Source organism: Azospirillum sp. A23 (assembly GCF_042938965.1).
In the GTDB taxonomy this organism is placed as follows: Bacteria; Pseudomonadota; Alphaproteobacteria; order Azospirillales; family Azospirillaceae; genus Azospirillum; species Azospirillum melinis.
The window spans coordinates 260589-279366 of the sequence record NZ_CP170664.1 but is presented as its reverse complement, the minus strand read 5'-3'; the positions used below and the strand labels follow the sequence as shown (position 1 = coordinate 279366).

15 protein-coding genes are annotated in these 18778 nt (G+C 68.4%); 8 read left to right on the top strand and 7 right to left on the bottom strand.

Annotated features, from left to right (window positions below; translation table 11 throughout):
• Positions 1-81 precede the first annotated feature (81 nt).
• Genes argH through lysA form a run of 3 tightly spaced genes read left to right on the top strand, consistent with a single transcriptional unit; the run spans position 82 to position 3025 of the window.
• Positions 82-1530 (top strand): argininosuccinate lyase, encoded by a 1449-nt coding sequence (argH, locus tag ABNQ40_RS06655; RefSeq protein WP_109048556.1) that lies wholly within the window; start codon positions 82-84, stop codon positions 1528-1530.
• Positions 1527-1733, top strand: coding sequence for a hypothetical protein (locus ABNQ40_RS06650; RefSeq protein WP_109048555.1), 207 nt, complete (start codon positions 1527-1529; stop codon positions 1731-1733). Before argH ends, ABNQ40_RS06650 begins: the two co-directional genes overlap by 4 nt.
• 32 nt (positions 1734-1765) lie before the next feature.
• A complete protein-coding gene (gene lysA, locus ABNQ40_RS06645) occupies positions 1766-3025 on the top strand; it encodes a diaminopimelate decarboxylase (RefSeq protein WP_109490782.1) in 1260 nt (419 codons plus the stop codon).
• Positions 3026-3086: 61 nt separating this feature from the next.
• Here the strand turns inward: lysA and ABNQ40_RS06640 are convergent, their stop codons facing one another.
• Positions 3087-3512 (bottom strand): TerB family tellurite resistance protein, encoded by a 426-nt coding sequence (locus ABNQ40_RS06640; RefSeq protein ID WP_174474902.1) that lies wholly within the window; start codon positions 3510-3512, stop codon positions 3087-3089.
• A 261-nt stretch (positions 3513-3773) separates the two neighbouring features.
• On the opposite strand from ABNQ40_RS06640, the gene ABNQ40_RS06635 reads away from it, so the two are divergent.
• The gene (locus tag ABNQ40_RS06635; RefSeq protein WP_109048554.1) at positions 3774-6530 is read left to right on the top strand and encodes a response regulator; all 2757 of its coding nucleotides are present in this window, start codon (positions 3774-3776) and stop codon (positions 6528-6530) included.
• Between the two features lie 121 nt (positions 6531-6651).
• Here ABNQ40_RS06635 and ABNQ40_RS06630 read toward each other — a convergent pair whose 3' ends face one another.
• The 3 genes from ABNQ40_RS06630 to ABNQ40_RS06620 form a co-directional block, all read right to left on the bottom strand.
• On the bottom strand, positions 6652-6957 hold the full coding sequence (locus ABNQ40_RS06630; protein ID WP_109048553.1) for a hypothetical protein: 306 nt from the start codon (positions 6955-6957) through the stop codon (positions 6652-6654).
• A 143-nt stretch (positions 6958-7100) separates the two neighbouring features.
• On the bottom strand, positions 7101-8114 hold the full coding sequence (locus ABNQ40_RS06625; RefSeq protein ID WP_098735903.1) for an inorganic phosphate transporter: 1014 nt from the start codon (positions 8112-8114) through the stop codon (positions 7101-7103).
• Between the two features lie 13 nt (positions 8115-8127).
• Positions 8128-8772 (bottom strand): DUF47 domain-containing protein, encoded by a 645-nt coding sequence (locus ABNQ40_RS06620; RefSeq protein WP_109048552.1) that lies wholly within the window; start codon positions 8770-8772, stop codon positions 8128-8130.
• A 270-nt stretch (positions 8773-9042) separates the two neighbouring features.
• Between ABNQ40_RS06620 and ABNQ40_RS06615 the strand changes: the two genes are divergently transcribed.
• The gene (locus tag ABNQ40_RS06615) at positions 9043-9573 is read left to right on the top strand and encodes a hypothetical protein (protein WP_109048551.1); all 531 of its coding nucleotides are present in this window, start codon (positions 9043-9045) and stop codon (positions 9571-9573) included.
• A gap of 7 nt (positions 9574-9580) precedes the next feature.
• Here ABNQ40_RS06615 and ABNQ40_RS06610 read toward each other — a convergent pair whose 3' ends face one another.
• From ABNQ40_RS06610 to ABNQ40_RS06600, 3 genes are all read right to left on the bottom strand, one after another.
• Positions 9581-11362 carry a glycosyl hydrolase family 17 protein gene (locus tag ABNQ40_RS06610; RefSeq protein WP_109048550.1) on the bottom strand — a complete coding sequence of 594 codons (1782 nt, stop codon included), beginning with the start codon at positions 11360-11362 and terminating at the stop codon, positions 9581-9583.
• 223 nt (positions 11363-11585) lie between these two features.
• Positions 11586-12359 (bottom strand): ferredoxin--NADP reductase, encoded by a 774-nt coding sequence (locus ABNQ40_RS06605; protein WP_098735899.1) that lies wholly within the window; start codon positions 12357-12359, stop codon positions 11586-11588.
• A 237-nt stretch (positions 12360-12596) separates the two neighbouring features.
• A complete protein-coding gene (locus ABNQ40_RS06600; RefSeq protein ID WP_109490780.1) occupies positions 12597-14039 on the bottom strand; it encodes a short-chain fatty acyl-CoA regulator family protein in 1443 nt (480 codons plus the stop codon).
• 314 nt (positions 14040-14353) lie between these two features.
• On the opposite strand from ABNQ40_RS06600, the gene aceA reads away from it, so the two are divergent.
• The 3 genes from aceA to ABNQ40_RS06585 all read left to right on the top strand — a co-directional run bounded on the left by aceA (position 14354) and on the right by ABNQ40_RS06585 (position 18720).
• The gene (gene aceA, locus ABNQ40_RS06595; RefSeq protein ID WP_042697577.1) at positions 14354-15631 is read left to right on the top strand and encodes an isocitrate lyase; all 1278 of its coding nucleotides are present in this window, start codon (positions 14354-14356) and stop codon (positions 15629-15631) included.
• A gap of 576 nt (positions 15632-16207) precedes the next feature.
• Positions 16208-16771, top strand: coding sequence for a DJ-1/PfpI family protein (locus tag ABNQ40_RS06590; protein WP_109048549.1), 564 nt, complete (start codon positions 16208-16210; stop codon positions 16769-16771).
• A 278-nt stretch (positions 16772-17049) separates the two neighbouring features.
• The gene (locus ABNQ40_RS06585; RefSeq protein WP_247879635.1) at positions 17050-18720 is read left to right on the top strand and encodes a methyl-accepting chemotaxis protein; all 1671 of its coding nucleotides are present in this window, start codon (positions 17050-17052) and stop codon (positions 18718-18720) included.
• The last annotated feature ends 58 nt before the right edge of the window (positions 18721-18778 follow it).

Here is an 18778-nt window from a genome sequence, read left to right as displayed (position 1 = left end):
AAACCGTTGCGACAGCCGCCAAAGTCCGCATACTCACGCTTCCTCGCTCCCCTTCACCCGAATGCCCCGGTATCCGTCCCCATGAGCGCCGATCAGACCACGCCGACTTCCGCCGCCCCGACCGGTGCCCCCACGGGCTCTGCCGCCCCCGCCGCCAGCCAGATGTGGGGCGGGCGATTCGCCCGCGGTCCCGCCGCCATCATGGAGAAGATCAACGCCTCCATCGGCTTCGACAAGCGGCTCGCCGACCAGGACATCGCCGGGTCGAAGGCCCATGCCGCGATGCTGGCCAAGCAGGGCATCATATCCCAGGCCGACGCCGACGCCATCATCGACGGGCTCGACCGCGTAAAGGCAGAGATTGACGCCGGCAGCTTCACCTTCAAGGTGGAGCTGGAGGACATCCACATGAATGTGGAGGCCCGGCTGGCCGAACTGATCGGCGAACCGGCCAAGCGCCTGCACACCGGCCGCTCGCGCAACGACCAGGTCGCGACCGATTTCAAGCTGTGGGTGCGCGACGCCATCGACCGGACCATCGCCGGCCTGACCGCATTGCAGACCGCGCTGATCGACCTGGCGGAGCAGCACACCGGGACGGTGATGCCCGGCTTCACCCATTTGCAGGCGGCGCAGCCGATCAGCTTCGCCCATCACCTGCTGGCCTATGTCGAGATGTTCGGGCGCGACCGCAGCCGCTTCCGCGACGCCCGCTGCCGGCTGAACGAATGCCCGCTGGGTTCGGCGGCGCTGGCCGGCACGCCCTACCCCATCGACCGCTTCATGACGGCGGAGGCGCTGGGCTTCAACCGGCCGACCGCCAACTCGCTGGACGCGGTGTCCGACCGCGACTTCGCGCTGGAATACCTGTCGGCGGCGTCGATCTGCGGCATGCACCTGTCGCGCTTCGCCGAAGAGATCGTGATCTGGTGCTCGGCCCAGTTCCGCTTCATCAAGCTGTCGGACGCCTTCACCACCGGCTCGTCGATCATGCCGCAGAAGAAGAACCCCGACGCGGCGGAGCTGGTGCGCGCCAAGGCCGGCCGCGTCATCGGTTCGCTGAACAGCCTGCTGATCGCCATGAAGGGCCTGCCGCTGGCCTATTCCAAGGACATGCAGGAGGACAAGGAGCCGGTGTTCGAGGCCGACGACACGCTGGCGCTCTGCATCGCCGCCATGGAAGGCATGGTGCGCGACATGCAGCCCAACGTCCCGGCGATGCGCGAGGCGGCCGACCGCGGCTTCCTGAACGCCACCGACCTCGCCGACTGGCTGGTCCGGGAGCTGGACATGCCCTTCCGCGAGGCGCACCACGTCACCGGCCGCGCCGTGAAGGCGGCGGAGGACCGGCGGGTCGGCCTGACCGACCTGACGCTGGCGGAACTCCAGGCCATCGAGCCGCGCATCACCGAAGCCGTCTATCCGGCGCTGAGCATCGAGGCGTCGCTGAACAGCCGCACCAGCTTCGGCGGCCCGGCCCCCGTCCGCGTGCAGGAGGCGGTGAAGGCCGCCCGGGAGCGTTTCCTGTGAACAGCCGTCTTCCCCGCTCCGTCACCCTGACCGTCCTCGCACTGGCCGGCGCCCTGGCGCTGGCCGGCTGCGGCAAGAAGCCGAAGGCCGTCGACAGCCCGGTTCCGGAGGGGCAGGTCGATCCCTTCCCCCGCACCTATCCCAACCCCTCGCTGGACCCGAAGCCCGGTAAGCCGGCCGGTTCCGGAGTCCAGTTCCCATGACCGCCCGCACCGGTTCGCCGAATGGTTCCCCGATGAGCGTCTTCGCCTACCGCAACGGCGTGCTGCATGCCGAATCCGTGTCGCTGGAGGATGTGGCGCGGGAGGTGGGCACCCCCTTCTACCTCTATTCCACCGCGGCGCTGGAATCGCACTACAACGCCTATGCCGGCGCCTTCGCCGGACAGGATGCCGGCGTGTGCTATGCGCTGAAGGCCAACTCCAACCTCGCCGTCATCCGCACGCTGGCTAAGCTGGGGGCCGGCGGCGACGTGGTGTCGGTGGGCGAGATGAAGCGCGCGCTGGCCGGCGGCATCCCACCGGAGCGCATCGTCTTCTCCGGCGTCGGCAAGACCCGTGACGACCTGCGCGCCGCCCTTGAGGCCGGCATCCACCAGATCAACGTGGAATCGGTGCCGGAGCTGGAGGCGCTGAGCCAGATCGCCTCGTCCATGGGCGTGGAGGCTCCCATCGCCTTCCGCGTCAACCCGGACGTCGACGCCAAGACCCACGCCAAGATCGCCACCGGCAAGAAAGAGAACAAGTTCGGCATCGACTATGACCACGCGCGCGAGATCTACCGCCGCGCGGCGGCCCTGCCGGGCATCAAGCCGGTCGCCATCGCCGTCCATATCGGCTCGCAGCTGACCGACCTCGCCCCCTTCCGGGCGGCCTACGAGCGGGTTGCGGCGCTGCTGCACCAGCTGCGCGAGGATGGCCACGACATCCAGCGCCTGGATCTCGGCGGCGGGCTCGGCATCACCTACAAGAACGAGGCGCCGCCCGATCTGGCCGACTATGCCGCGATGGTGCGCTCGATCACCGGCAATCTCGGCTGCCGGATCACGCTGGAGCCCGGCCGCTCGCTGGTCGGCAATGCCGGCATCCTGGTCAGCCGCGTCATCTATGTGAAGCAGGGGCTGCACCGCCGCTTCGCCATCGTCGACGCGGCGATGAACGACCTGATCCGCCCGTCGCTGTACGACGCCTGGCACGGCATCGTGCCCGTCGCGGAGCCGGCCGACGGCGCCGCTGTCGAGCCCTACGACGTGGTCGGCCCGGTGTGCGAGAGCGGCGACACCTTCGCCGTGCAGCGTCCGCTGCCGCCGCTGGCCGACGACGACCTCGTCGCCTTCCTGTCGGCCGGCGCCTATGGCGCGGTGATGGCCTCGACCTACAACACCCGGCCTCTGGTGCCGGAGGTGCTGGTCAACGGCGACCGCTTCTCCGTCATCCGCCCCCGCCCCACGGTGGAGGAGATGCTGGCGGCCGAGCGGGTGCCCGACTGGCTGTAACGGGCTGGCCGTAAAGGACGTCGCCCCCTTCCCGGAAAAGCTAAGAAGGGGGCGCTCCCCGTTACGCGTCCAGCACGAACCGGGCGTTCTTCGCCGTCAGCGCCTCGAAATAGGGGCGCAAGCTCGCGTCGTCGAAGCCGAAGGCCTGCTGGAAGCGGATGATCAGATCGCGCTCGCCCTGCTCCGCCTCGCCGTCGGCCATGGCGCTGTCGATCATGTTCAGCAGGATGCACAGCCGCTGCTGCTGGTTCAGCTTCGGCGCGACCTCGGCCAGGAAGCTGTCCGGCGGGGTGCTGCGCGCATATTTGAGGCAGCCGTCCAGCTCCTCCCGCGAGGCGCGGCGGCCGAGGACGGAGACCAGATGGCCGACCTCCTCCGGATCGATCTCGCCGTCCGATCCCATGCAGTAGACCAGCGACACCACCAGCGCACGGCGCGGGTTCATCTCCAGCGGCGCGTTGCCCTTGAACATATCGAACAGACCCATCTTTCGACCTCCCCAATGGTTCAGACGCCTGCCCATCTGGGCCCATGGGGCAAGCCGCGCAAGATGGGGGGCGGCGCTATTTTTCAAAGACTGCGGCGGAGGTTTCCGGCCCCGCAAGCCCCCTGAAACTGTCCGGCCATCGGGACAAACCCCAAGCCCCCTCCCGGTCGAATAGCGCAGCCGTCCCATCGGATTCGTGATAGTTTGGATGTGAAGTTTCGGGCGGGCCGCATCGCGCATCGGCACACAAAAGGGGGATTTGTGGGACGCTTCCTACGGGGCGCGCTGGTGGTGGTCGTCGTGCTGGCCGCATTGGCGGGCAACGCGGCCCACAGGATCTATTACGATTACCAGGACACCCAGCAGCGCCGCTTCGCCCTGGTGCAGGACATGGCCCGGCTGGTCGACGACCATGTCCGCCGCACGGTGCGCACAGCCGACGTGGCGCTCGACCAGGCGGCGGCCATGGTGGCGGAGGCCCGTGGCCTGCAGAAGCTGCGCGATCTGAAATATTGGGGCCGTCTGCGCGAATATGCCGCCCAGGTCGAGGGCGCCGACGCCATCTGGATTTACGACGCCGACGGACGGGCCGTGCTCGAATCGGCCAGCTTCCCCAACCGCATCGCCGATTTCGCCGACCAGAGCGGTCTGGAGGCCCTGCGCGGCGGGATGCGCCTGCACATCGGCGCGGCGCAGCCGGTCCGGACCGGATCCTATCCGCTCGTCTTTCCGGTTTCCCGCCCGCTGCATGACGATGAGGGGCGCTTCATCGGGGTGGCATCCGTGTCGATCCGGGTCAACCACCTGACCGACTTCTACAGCATTCCGGGCTTCGAATTCGATCCGCTGATCGCCGTCTACCGGCCGAACGGCGAGGTGGTCGCCCGCCGCCCGGAACCCGAAGCCTCGGCCGGCCGCACGGCCGCCGCCGCGCCGCTGTTCCAGTCCCGGCTGCGCGAGGCGCCGGAGGGGCAGCTGCTGTCGACGTCGCCGCTGGACGGGGTGCTGCGCATCGCCGCCTACCGGACCGTCCGCGACTATGGTCTGGTGGTGCTGGCCGGCATCGACCGGGAAGAGGCGATGGCCGTGTGGCGCACCCGCACCCTGCACACGGTGGTGGAGACCCTCGTCGGCCTGCTGGCGGTCCTCGGGATGCTGGCCTGGGGGATGCGCTATCTGGACCGCGAGCGCAAGGCGCAGGTGGCCCTGGCCGAGGCGCGGAACGCGGTGGAGCGGACCAGCGCCGAACGCGACGAGAGCGCCCGGCTCGCCGCCGCGCTGAACCATGCCCGCGACATGGCGGAAAGCGCGCGGCAGGCCGCCGAGGCCGCCAACCGGGCCAAGGGCGAGTTCCTGGCCGGGCTGAGCCACGAGCTGCGCACGCCGCTGAACGCCGTCATCGGCTTCTCCGACCTGATCGCCCGCGAGGCGGAGGGGCCGGTCGGCACCCCGTCCTACCGGCAATATGCCGCCAACGTCCGCGACAGCGGCCAGCATGTGCTGGAGCTGATCAACGAGATCCTCGACCATGCGCGGGCGGAGGCCGGGGCGCTGACCATCGAGGAGGGGCACTGCGACCTGGAGGCCGCGGCGGATTTCGCCATCCGCATGCTGACCCCGCGGGCGGAGCGCGCCGGCGTGCTGCTGTCGGCGGTGGTGGCGCCGGCGGTGGGCGCCTTACGCGGAGACGACCGCCGCATCCGCCAGATCCTGCTGAACCTGATCGCCAACGGGGTGAAATACACGCCCTCGGGCGGATCGGTGACCCTGTCCGCCCTGCTGGAGGACGGCACGCCGGTGATCCGCATCACCGACACCGGGCTGGGCATCCCGGCCGAGGATCTGGATCGCGTGCTGGAGCCCTTCGCCCGTGTCGAGAGCGCCCAGCACCGCGGGGTCGAGGGCGCCGGGCTGGGCCTGCCGCTGACCAAGCGGCTGGTCGAACTGCATGGCGGCACGCTGGCGCTGCGCAGCACGCTGGGCGTCGGCACCACGGTGACGGTGCGGCTGCCGGCGAACCGCCTGATGCCGGCGGAGGCGTCGGGCATGCCGGCGACACCGCCGGCCCGGCCGGCCGCCACCACCAGCCCAGCCGGCAGCCCATCCCTCACCGTCCCCGCACAGCCTGCGGCCCAGTCCTTGGCGCCTGCGCTTTCCCCGCCGCCGTCCGGACCGCTGTCGATCCTGCTGGTGGACGACGACCCGACGGTGCGCGACATGGTGGCCGGGCTGCTGCGCGGCTGGGGCCATCGGGTGATCGCGGCGACCAACGCCAACGAAGCGCTGGTGGTGCTGGACGGGCCGGAAAAGCTCGATCTGCTGCTCAGCGACGTCGTCATGCCGCCGGGTATGGACGGGACGGAGCTGGCGCGGCACACCGCCCGCATGCGCCCGGGCCTGCCGGTTCTGCTGGCCTCCGGCTTCGCCGCCCATGCCGTCGGCACGCCTGCCGGATTCGGCCCCGACGTGGCGATGATCGCCAAGCCCTTCTCCATCGAGGACCTGCGCCGGCAGCTTGCCCGCATCGCCGGCCGGCGGGTGGGAGCGGCCCCCCAGGCCCAGGCGATGGCGGCCCAGGCAATCGCTGCCCCGCCCCCTGTTCAGCCCACTCCCCGCCCCGCCGGACCGCCCCGCCTGCTGATCGCTGAGGATCTGTCGATCAACCGCGAACTGCTGGCGGCGCTGTTCAAGGACAGCGGCTATCGCATCGATCTGGTGGCCGATGGCGCCGCGGCGGTGGAGGCGGTGAAGGCCGGCGACTATGACCTCGTGCTGATGGACGTGCAGATGCCGGAGATGGACGGGCTGGAGGCGAGCCGGATCATCCGTGCCATGCCGCCGCCGCACGGCGACCTGCCGATCCTGGCACTGACCGCCGGCTCGTCGGACGAGGAGCGGCGCGACTGCCGCGACGCCGGCATGAACGGACACATCGGCAAGCCTTATGAGCGCGACCTGCTGCTGCGTCAGGTCGCCCGCACGCTGGCCGCCGGGCGCAGCCGCACCGGCGCCGCCTGAAGGCCTGCCCTCCAGAGTCTGTCTGATGCTTATTGAAGCATCAGACAGACTCTAAGCTTTTGGTTTTCCGTGTGATTCACGCTTCAAGCGATTCCGCTTGAACCGATCACACTCTAGCCGGTCAGGGCTGCTCGAACACCCTTGGGAAATGGGCGAGACGCCGGCCGAACAGGCTTTGCGGCGTGGCGTCGGCCACGGCCGGTTCCGCCTGACCGGCAGGCAGCGGCGCTATGGGCAGGGGCGTGGAGGAGAGAGCGCGCGCCGAGGTCGGGCGGGGGCGGCGTTCTGTCTTCTCGGGTGGGGCGTAGAAATGCAGGGTCAGCTGGCCGTCGGCTTCCGCCGCATAGGGCAAGCCTGGGACCGTCCGGCGTTCGGTGCCGGGAAGCACATACTGCTCACCTTGGTCGGTGCGTTCGATATGCGGCATGACCGGTATCCTGTCTCCACCGGACCGATCCTGCCGTTCCCGCCCTTGCGGGTCAAGGGCGGGCTGCGTCACGAAGGGCTTATCCGATCGTACCGGTATCCGCCCCCTCGTTCACAGGGTGTTCTCCCCCTAAATCAAGGCCCTTACGGGTGCAGGACGCTCGCCACCAGCAGGTAGGACAGCCAGGCGACGATGCCGGATGCGGGAATCGTCAGCACCCAGGCCCAGACGATTCGGCCCGCCAGACCCCAGCGCACCGCCGATGTCCGGCGGGCGGAGCCGACGCCGACGATGGCGCCGGTGATGGTGTGGGTGGTCGAAACCGGGATGCCCAGCCACGTCGCGCCGAACAGCGTGATGGCGCCCGCCGTCTCGGCGCAGAAGCCCTGGTAGGGCTTCAGGTCGGTGATGCGCGACCCCATGGTGCGGACGATGCGCCAGCCGCCCATCATGGTGCCCAGCCCCATCGCCAGCTGGCAGGCGATGATGACCCAGAACGGGACGTGGAAGGTATCGCCCAGCATGCCCTGGCTGAACAGCAGGACGGCGATGATGCCCATCGTCTTCTGCGCGTCGTTGCCGCCATGGCCCAGGCTGTACAGCGCCGCCGAGACGAGCTGCCAGTGCCGGAACTGGCGGTCGACCGCGAAGGGGGCGGCCCGGCGCAGCGCCCAGGACAGCACCAGCATCAGGAACAGCGCCAGCAAGAGGCCGATGCCGGGCGACAGCACGATGGCGACCGCCGTCTTGGTGAAGCCGCTGCCGATGATGGCGCCGAAGCCGGCCTTGGCGATGCCCGCCCCGGCGATGCCGCCGACCAGCGCGTGCGAGGAGGAGGACGGCAGCCCGAGATACCAGGTGATCAGGTTCCAGCCGATGGCGCCGATCAGCGCCGCCAGGATCACCGCCGGGTCCATCACCAGCGGATCGACCAGCCCGGTGCCGATGGTGGTGGCGACATGCAGGCCGAAGAACAGGAAGGCGATGAAGTTGAAGAAGGCCGCCCACAGGACGGCCAGCTTGGGCGACAGCACGCGGGTCGACACCACGGTGGCGATGGAGTTCGCCGCGTCGTGCAGGCCGTTGATGAAGTCGAAGGCGAGCGCCACCAGAACGATGACGGCGATCGCCGGCAGGCCGAGTTGCAGGGCCTCCATGACCGGGACCGCCTCAGACCTGATCGAGCGTGATGCCCGCGACCAGGTCGCCGACGTCGTCGCACCGGTCGGTCACCGCCTCCAGCATCTCGTACAGCTCGCGCCGGCCGAGGAAGGCGATCATGTCCGGCTTCTCCGCGATCAGCGACTGCAAGGCGCTGCGCAGGATGTCGTCGGCCTCGTCCTCGATGTCGGACAGCCGGCCGCAGAGATGGTCGATCCGCTCGGCGTTGCGGGCGATGGAGCCCAGGAGCGGCATCAGTTCGACCAGAACGTCGGCCTGCTGGCGGATCAGGGCGACGAAGCGGCGCATCGGCTCGTCGAACGCCTCGATGCCATAGAGGCCGGCATGGCGCGGCACCTCGTCCATCAGGTCGATGGCGTCGTCCAGCGCGTTGATCAGCGACAGGATGTCCGAGCGGTCGAAGGGGGTGATGAAGGCGCGGTGCAGGTCGCGCCCGGCATCCTTGGCGATGCGGTCGGCGTCCTTCTCCACCCGCTTCAGCGCGGCGACCTTCTGCACGCGGTCGTCCGGTCCGGAATCCATCACCGCTTCCAGCGCAATGGATGCTGCCACGATATGGCGGGCCTGCTCGACGAACTGGTCGACGAAGCGTTCCTCCTTCGGCATCAGCGAACGGAATGCGCGCAGCAGCATGGGACGGTGACTCGCGTAGACTGGAATGGTTTGGCGCTGCTCTTAGCACGCTTCGCGGTGCGGTGCAGCGGCGGCATGTCATGTAAAGGTCATGAAACGGTCATTTGGTAGCAAAATCGCCACAGGTCGCGGCATATCGCCGCTTTTCACCCCTCCAACCAATCCGGCAAACCAGTTGGCCCGGCCCCCTTGAGCAGGCCCCATGGAAAGCCGCCGGCCGCCTTCCCAAATCTCACCCGAAGCCCCTCCCCCGACTGCAGGGTTCCACCCATGACGTGCCCACCCGCCCCCCTCCGCCGCCTTGCCATGCCGGCGCTTGCCGCTCTGCTGTTGAGCGCCGCACCGCTGCATGCCCAGACGGTTCCGCCCGCAGACCCGGCCGGCCGGTGCAGCCCGACCGTCTCGGCCGCGCTCAGCACCTGGGACACCGGAGTCGCGGCGGCGGAGCGTTTCGGCGACAAGGCCGCGGCGGTGGCGCGCGAGAAGGGGCGGGAATATCTGCTGCCGCTGCTGGGGATCGACCCGAAGGCGGTGCCGCCCGACGCCAAGGGCGGCGGCACGACCGACGATGTCGGCCGCGCGCTGGAGGAAAGCCGCAACGATCCCAAGCGCCGCGCCGACCTCTGCGCCGCCATCACCCGCGCGGCGGACGAGGCGAAAAACTCGGCCGGCGCCGGGCTCGACGCGCTGAAACGGGCTCTGGACAACTGGCAGCTGACGCCGCCCGCCGCTCCCGCCCCCGGCCCGGCCCCCGTCCCTGCTCCGGAGGCGCCGAAGCAGGACGGGCTGATCCGGACCTGACCTGACTTCAGATCCGCCGAAGCGGACGCCGGGCGCTCCACACCCCGGCCAGGAAGGGCAGCGCCAGCAGGACCTGCAAGGCTGCCCAACCCAGCGCTTCCCAGTTCGGCCGGGTCCAGTCGACCTCGTGCAGCGCCTCCATGAAGGGCAGCTGGCCGTAGATCAACGATTCGAGCGGCACGAAGCCCTCGGCCACCACGGTCAGCAGCGCCGCCAGCAGCAGCCCGAAGCCCAGCACCGACTCGACCGGCAGGCGGCGGACGGCGCCGCACAGGCCGCGCGGCTCGCCGTCGGCGACAGGAATTGCCGGACGGAACAGGCTGGCGATGCCCAGCGCGCCGCGCGTCTCCGTCCCCGCCGGCCGGCGGGCGGCACGGATCAGGCCCAGCGCCGGCAGCGCCACCGCCGGGATCAGCAGATAGGGGTTGGGGAAGTCGCGGTAGCGGCCGTCATAGACGATCAGCAGCGACCAGACCAGCGCCGCGACGCCCAGCGCCACGGCGCTCCACCGCCCGACCCGCTCGGTGCGGGTCAGGGCCGGGCGGGCATGGCGCAGTCCGACCAGCGGCTCGCTCGCCAGACCGCCGCTCGCCAGCGTGCGGTGGGCGGTCAGCAGCACCGCCAGCACCAGCGCCGCGGTCAGCGCCAGCATCGCCACGGCCAGCGTGGTGTCCTGCCAGTAATGCTTGCCATGCTCGGCCAGGAAGGCGGCACGGACATAGAGGGTGGACAGCGCCTGCGCCAGCAGGATCAGCACCGCCCAGCCGGCGCCCGGCACATGGCGGCGCAGCAGCGACAACCCGCCCAGCAGCACCAGCGCCAGCCCGCTCGACGCCGCGAACAGCCAGGGCCACGCGACATTGCCGACGACCGGCCCGGCCAGCGAGAATTTCGGCGTGCGGTCGGCATTGTACAGGCCCCAATGGCCGCCGACCGTGCCCTCCAGCTTGGCCTTCCACTCCTGGTCGAAGGCCTCGATCACGTTGTAGTCGAAGCCTTCCTGCTCGGCCATGCGGACGAAGGCGTTGACGAACTTCGCCTTGTTGACCAGCCCCGGCACGGCGGCGCCGCGCGAGCGCCCTTGCGTCGGCCAGCCGGTCTCGCCGACCAGGATCGGCTTGCCCGGGAAGCGGTGGGCGATGGTGCGGTAGCTCTGGCGGATGCGCTCGGTCGCCGCCTCGACGCCGGCCGGCACGTCCTCCCAATAGGGCAGCAGATGGATGGTCAGGTAATCGACGTGGTCCGCGATCTGCGGGTATTTCAGCCACCATTCCCAGACGTCGGCATAGGACACCGGCTGCTTCACCGCCGCCTTGACGCGGTCGATGTATCCGGCGACCTGCTCCGGGGTCAGTTCGCGGCGCAGCAGCACCTCGTTGCCGACGATGACGCGGGTGATGACGTCGGGATAGCGGTTGGCGAGATCGATCAGCGAGGCGATCTCCGCCTCGTTCTTGTCGGTCCGCGAGGACAGCCACGCCCCCATGGTGACCTGCATGCCGTGCTTGCGCGCCAGTTCCGGCACCACCTGCAGGCCTTCCAGCGAGGTGTAGGTGCGGATGCCGGCCACCTGCGGCGCGAGGGCGACGATGTCCTCCTCGATCTGGGCGGTGGAGGGCAGCACGCCGGTCAGCGGGCTCTGCCCGTCGCGGAAGGGCGCGAAGGACACGCTGCGCAGCTTGCCGCCGGGCGGCGGGTCGAGCGGCACCGGCAGGTTCGGCAGGGACCAGACGGCGAGATTCGCGAGGCCGGCGACGATCATCGCGGCAAGGATGAGGATCAGGCGCATGGGCGGGATGTCTACACCAAAGGCTTGACGGTTTGAACGGTGACCGTCGCACCAACAGGCCGGACGGCGATTTTATTCACGGATGCGGACAGAAAATGGGCGCGCCCCCCGGAGGAGGCGCGCCCAGTCGGTCAAGGATTGAGTGACGTGCCTTCGTCACGGATTGGTAAACCGGCGGGAGGGGACGTTTATTCCGTGGGAAATAGCGTCCCCTCCCCCGATCTCACCGTTCGACGAACGCCTTTTCGATGACGAAGCCGCCCGGCTCGCCGTTGGTGCCCATGACGAAGCCGCGCTTTTCCATCATCGCGGTGGTCTCGGCCAGCATGGCCGGGCTGCCGCAGATCATGACGCGGTCCTTCTCGGCATCCAGTTCCGGCAGGCCCAGGTCTTCGTAAATCTTACCGGTTTCCATCAGCGTGGTCAGGCGGCCCTGGTTGCGGAAGGGCTCGCGCGTCACGGTCGGGTAATAGAGCAGCTTTTCCTTCACCTGCTCGCCGAAGAACTCGTTCTCCGGCAGGCTGTGGTGGATCAGGTCGTCATAGGCCAGTTCCGCCACGGTGCGGGTGCCGTGGGTCAGGATCACCCGGTCGAACTTCTCGTACATCTCCGGGTCCTTGATGATGCTGAGGAACGGCGCCAGGCCGGTGCCGGTGCTCAGCAGATACAGGTTCCGTCCGGGAAGCAGGTTGTCGGTGATCAGCGTGCCGGTCGCCTTACGGTTCACCAGCAGCGTGTCGCCTTCCTTCAGATGCTGGAGCCGCGAGGTCAGCGGGCCGTCCTGCACCTTGATGCTGAAGAACTCCAGCGTCTCCTCGTAATGCGCGCTGACGAGGCTGTAGGCACGCAGCAGGGGCCGGCCTTCGACCTCCAGCCCGATCATGGTGAACTGCCCCGGCAGGAAGCGGAAGGACGGATCGCGCGTGGTGGTGAAGCTGAACAGCGTGTCGGTCCAGTGGTGAACGGTCAGCACGCGCTCTTTGATCAGATTGCTCATTTGGGCGTTCCAAAACCTGTCGGCGCCAAGCTCTGTTGGCAATGTTCAATACCAAAGTCCGGGACGCTGCGTTCAGGTGGCCGGCGCGATGACACGAGCGGAGCTGCCGCGACGCAACGGCCGAAACCTATCAACAAACCCGGTCGAAGGCCACGGATTTATACCAGTCAAATGACGGGCTTTCCGGTAAACAACACGAATTTCGCCGTACAACATTGATCCCGGTCAATTGAATCCTTATTCCGCGCTGGGCGGCGCGAACAGGTAGGGCGACAGGCCGCGCAGATTCTCATCGACGATAAGCCGATGATTCAGCGGCGGAAACGCCCGCTGCGAGCAGTCCAGCCGCGGGCAGAGCCGGCAATTCACCCCGATCGGCGTCGCCGCATCGGTGTTTGACAGGTCGAACCCGTCCGCATAGGTGACCTGAGCCGCATGCTGGACGTCGCAGCCCAGCGCCACGGCGAATTGCTGCGGCGGGCTGCGGTGGCCGCCGCCGGCCTTCACCACCGTGCGGGCGATGGAGAAATAGGCGGTGCCGTCCGGCATCTCCGCCATCTGGCTGTGGATCTTGCCCGGCGTGCGGAAGGCCTCATAGACGATCCAGCGCGGGCAGCCGCCGCCGAAGCGGGCGAAATGGAATCCGGCCCCCGAGAAGCGCTTCGACACGTTGCCGGCGCTGTCCACCCGCATGAAGAAGAAGGGCACGCCCTTGGCGCCCGACCGGTGCAGCGTGGTCAGCCGGTGGCAGACCTGCTCGAAGGAGGCGTCGAAGCGCCGCCGCAGGATCTCGATGTCGTAGCGCAGCTGGGTCGCCGCCTCATGGAAGCGGGCGTAGGGCATCAGCACCGCCGCGGCGAAATAGTTCGCCAGCCCGATGCGGGTCAGCCGCCGCGCCTCGTCGTCCGACAAATTCGCGGCGTCGACGATGCCGTTCAGCAGGTCGCGGTGCCGCAGCAGCGCGATCTGGCAGGCCAGCTGGAAGGTGCGGCCCGACGGCGCCAGCATCTCCGACAGCAGGATGCGCCGGCTGTGGCGGTCGAAGCGGCGCACGGCATAGCCCATCACCTCCGACGGCAGCAGGCGGACCCGGACGCTGTGCTGGGTGTTGAGCCAGTCGACCAGCCCGCGATAGAGGTCGCCGCGCTCCAGCTTGCCGTCCTGCCACAGGCTTTCCGCCGCCGCCTCCAGCTCCGGGAAATGGTTGGAATGGGTCTGGAACAGGTCGCGCACCTCGTCCTGCGGGAAGCCGGTGGCCTGCACCAGATGCAGCTTCTCGCGGTCGGCCACCCGCTCCGCCAGGGCCTGGAGATCGTCGCGCGCCCCGCGGAAGCCGCGGTAGAGCGCCACCACCGCCTGCCCCAGCGTCGGCGCCACCGCCGCCAGTTCGCGGAAATCCTGGTTCTTGATGTCGGAGCCGTCGAACAGCTGGTCGGCGAACACCTCGCGCAGGCCCGCCACCAGCCGGCTCTCCTCGTCCTCGGCGAAGGCCTGGAGATCGACGCCGAACTGCTGGCCCAGCTTCAGCAGCAGCGGCACCGTGACGGGGCGCTGGTTGTGCTCGATCAGGTTCAGATAGCTGGGGGAGATGCCGAGCTGGTCGGCCATCTGCGCCTGGGTCAGGCCCTGGTCGCGGCGCAGGCGGCGCACCTTCGGACCCAGCATCGCCTTCTTTTCCATGGTCGCCAAAACCAGCCCCCTCGACGATCACCGACTTTACAAGATTTACGGATTTACAGGATTGTGAAGACAGCAGTTTACAAACGGACCTTTTTACAAACAAGGGCTTATTGCAACGCACTCGGACGGGGTTTAAGTCTTGATCCACGGCCGCGCTGTAAAGCGCAAGCGGCCCCGAAGACACCGGAAGGCAGGTAAGGGCGGGAGGAAACGCCGCTGCCCGCAACCGGATGCCGGGACCGACAAAAGGCCCGCCCCGAGACCCCAGTTCCGCCCCGATCGACCGGGCGCACCGGACAAAAGGAACCTGACCCATGTCGCTCGATGAAAAGACCAAGACCGCCATCCACGCCGCCCGTTACGAGGGCATCCGCCGCGACTACACCATGGACGACGTCAAGCGTCTGAGCGGCTCGGTCAAGATCGAGTACACGCTGGCCGAGCTGGGTGCGCGCCGCCTGTGGGAGCTGCTGAACACTGAGCCCTACATCAACACCCTGGGCGCCCTGACCGGCAACCAGGCGATGCAGGCGGTCAAGGCCGGCCTGAAGGCCATCTACCTGTCGGGCTGGCAGGTCGCCGGTGACGCCAACACGGCCGGCCAGATGTACCCGGACCAGAGCCTGTATCCGGTGAACTCGGTCCCGGCGGTCGTCGAGCGCATCAACAACACCTTCAAGCGCGCCGACGAGATCCAGACCTCCGAAGGCAAGGGCGACACCTACTGGTTCGCGCCGATCATCGCCGACGCCGAGGCCGGCTTCGGCGGCCCGCTGAACGCCTTCGAGCTGATGAAGGCCATGATCAAGGCCGGTGCCGCCGGCGTGCACTGGGAAGACCAGCTGGCTTCGGAAAAGAAGTGCGGCCACCTCGGCGGCAAGGTTCTGATCCCGACGCAGCAGCACATCCGCACGCTGAACGCCGCCCGTCTGGCCGCCGACGTCTGCGGCACCTCGACCCTGGTGATCGCCCGCACCGACGCCGAGTCGGCGCAGCTCATCACCTCGGACATCGACGAGCGTGACCATCCCTTCATCGACTTCGACAGCGGCCGCACCACCGAGGGCTTCTTCCGTCTGAAGAAGGGCATGGGTGTGGATCACTGCATCGCCCGCGGCCTGTCCTACGCGCCGTACTCGGACCTGATGTGGTGGGAGACCTCCAAGCCGAACCTGGACGAAGCCCGCCGCTTCGCCGAGGCCGTGCACAAGCAGTTCCCCGGCAAGATGCTGGCCTACAACTGCTCGCCCTCCTTCAACTGGAAGGCCAACCTGGACGACGCCACCATCGCCAAGTACCAGCGCGAGCTGGGCGCCATGGGCTACAAGTTCCAGTTCGTCACGCTGGCCGGCTTCCACAGCCTGAACTACTCGGCCTTCACCCTGGCCAAGGGCTATGCCGAGCGCGGCATGGCCGCCTACTCCGAACTGCAGCAGGCCGAGTTCGCGGCCGAGAAGGACGGTTACACCGCCACCAAGCACCAGCGCGAAGTCGGCACCGGCTACTTCGACGCGGTTGCCACGGCGATCTCCGGCGGCACCTCCTCCACCACCGCGTACAAGGACTCCACCGAGGCTGACCAGTTCCATTGATCGCAGGTTCCGATCAACGGGATTGGTCCGTGATCCAGTGTGCGAGCTGGATCTTTTCGAACGGCTGATGCTTTGACTTGCCGACGGCCGGGGGCCTTCCCCCCGGCCGCTTTTTTTTGGCCTCGTCTCCGCCGCCACGCGGTTCATTCGGAATAATCCTTCGGCGAAGCCACGCCCCCATGGTATGGCAGCCTTGCACCGCATCAACCGGTGGTACGGGCCGGTTGGCCCGAAAGTCTTGAACTGGGCTGGAAAATGCAGCCGAATCCACCGGTTCCGACGGAATCCGGCACGCCGCATCCTTGGGTGCGCCGCGGAATCCCTTGTTGACTTGGGGCCTCATCGGGACCAATTAAGTCCGCATGCTGAAAACAAACCGATCCGGGACGTAAAGGTCCCACACGCCGGCACCCGACCTCGGGGCCCCGGCGGGCGGAACTGGCCGCCGCGCATCCCCATGCGCGGCGATGACCGTTTCCCGACCGCCTTTTGCCCCCGGCGGGTTCTCCCCTGGCCGACATGCCATCGGAGATGCTCCGGCGTTCTATTGGTGAAACGATGAAAGGACAAGACAGTATGGATCAATCGCTCGCAGGAAAGTCCATCGCCATCCTCGTCTCCAACGGCTTCGAAGAAGCGGAGATGACCGAGCCGCAACGCGCCCTTATCAAGACCGGCGCCACGCTGCGTACCATCTCGACCGAGACGGGTCTGGTCAACGGCTGGCACGGCAAGTCCTGGGGCCATTACTTCCCGGTGGACAAGCATCTGAGCGAGGCGCTCGGCGCCGACTTCGACATGCTGCTGCTGCCGGGCGGTGAGCGCAGCGTGGCGAAGCTGCAGCAGTCGGCCCACACCCGCCGCATCGTCGGCCACTTCCTGGATGCCGGCAAGCCGATCGCCGCCATCGACCAGGGCATCCAGCTGCTGGCGATCCCCGGCAAGCTGCGCGGCCGCCTGCTGGCCGCCCCGGAAGCCTACCGCGCCGACCTGACCGCCGCCGGCGGCAAGATCAGCGACGAGGCTCTGGTCGTCGACGACATCACGGTCTCGGCGCTGGGCCAGGACCAGCTGAACGAGTTCGTCGAAGCCGTGGTGAAGCTGTTCACCGAGCTGGGTTCCGTTCGCAAGGCCGCCTGATCTCCATCCTCAGACGGTCCCGAAACGGCCGCCGCACCACCCGGGTGCGGCGGCCGTTTCGTTTTCAGGCTCCCTTTACTCCCCAGTCAAGTCACGCCCTGTGACCATTGTTCGACCCACAGGATTTCCGACGAATTCACTCACCTTCCGCGTTGATAATTTTAAACATTCGGATTAGTAAGATTGAGGGTCGAATAATACCTTCGGGTGGACAGGGTTCTTGCCGAGGGTTTGGCGGGGATGCGGGCAAAATGGCTAAAATTCGAGCATTCGGACAGTTGACCATTCGTGCCAAGATCATCGTCGCGGTGCTGGGCACTGTGGTGATGGCCGGCGCCTTCGGAATTTTTACGCTCAGCCGGCTTGAAATCCTAAACAATGCTGCCGAAACCATGCGCAGCCGTTCGCTGCCGGCGACCCAGCTGGCCGGTCAACTGACCTCCGCCGCCCAGAGCCACCGCATCGCCGAAGCCGCCTATGCGCTCGCCACCAACGAGATGCAGGTGAACCAGGCTGAAAAGGGCTGGACCGACGCGGTGACAGAGGTTGCGGCGCGCCGTCAGGCCGCCGGTACCCGCTTCACCGGCGGCGACGGCGCCGCAAGGCTGGCCGCCTTCGACGAGGCCTGGACCGCCTATGCCGCCGCAGCCGACCGCGTGCGCGGCCAGGCCCGCGACGGCAACGCCCAGTCCGCCGTCAGCGTCTTCAAGCGTCCCAGCGCCGTCGCCTTCGCCCGCGTGCAGGAGGCGCTCGACGCGCTGGTGGACAGCACGATGGCTGATGCCGGCGCCGTCGCCGACCAGGGGGCGGCGGTCTACAGCAGCGCCCACGGCATGGTGCTGGGCGGGGTGACGCTGTGCACCCTGCTGGCGCTGGGCTTCGGCGCCGTGCTGGTGCGCGGCATTTCCCGCCCGATCCTCGATGTCGCCGGTTCGCTGGAGCGGCTGGCCGCCCGCGACTTCACCGCCACCTTCGAAGAAGGCCGCCGCGACGAGATCGGCCGCATGGCGACCGCCGCCCGCGTCTTCCGCGACACCATGCTCGACACCGAACGCCTCCAGCAGGAGCAGGAACGGCTGAAGACCGCCGCCGCCGAGGAGCGCCGGCGCGAACTGCGCACGCTGGCCGACGGCTTCGAGGCGACGGTGAAGCGGCTGGTCGAGGCGCTGTCGAGTTCGACCGCCGAGATGGCCGCCGCCTCGTCCGCGATGGCCGAGGGCGCCGCCGAGACGGCACGCCATTCCGACGCGGTGTCGTCGGCCGCCGGTCGCGCCTCGGCCAATGTCGACAGCGTCGCCGCCGCCACCGCCGAACTGTCGGCCAGCTTCGCCGGCATCGCCCGTCTGGTCGCCGATTCCGCCGGCATCGCCGCCGACGCCACCCGCGACGCCGAACGCAGCACCACGGTGATGGGCAGCCTCGCCGAGGCGGCGGAGGAGATCGGCAAGGTGGTGGACATGATTTCCGGCATCGCCGGCCAGACCAACCTGCTGGCGCTGAACGCCACCATCGAGGCCGCCCGCGCGGGTGAGGCCGGGAAAGGCTTCGCCGTGGTGGCGAGCGAGGTGAAGCAGCTCGCCGGCCAGACGGCCAAGGCGACCGCCGAGATCCAGGCGCGCATCGCCGAAATCCAGAGCGCGTCGGGCACCGCCGTCGACACCATCGGTGCTGTGACCCGCACCATCGCCCGCCTGAACGAGATCTCCAGCGAGGTCGCCGCCGCGGTCGAACAGCAGACCGCCGCGGTGGGCGAGATCGCCGCCAACATCCAGGACGCCGCCGACGGCACCCGCACCGTCTCCGACAACATCGCTGCCGTCACCTCCGCCGCCGCGTCCGCCGAACGGGCCAGCGGCGTGATGGTACGCTCGGTGGACACGGTGCAGGACGACGCCGGGCGGATGCGCCAGGAGGTCGACGGGTTCCTCGGGGCGTTGCGAGCGTCGTAACAGGCAGGACCGGAGCGGCGGGAGATTTCCCTCTCCCCCCTGGGGAGAGGGTCACGGT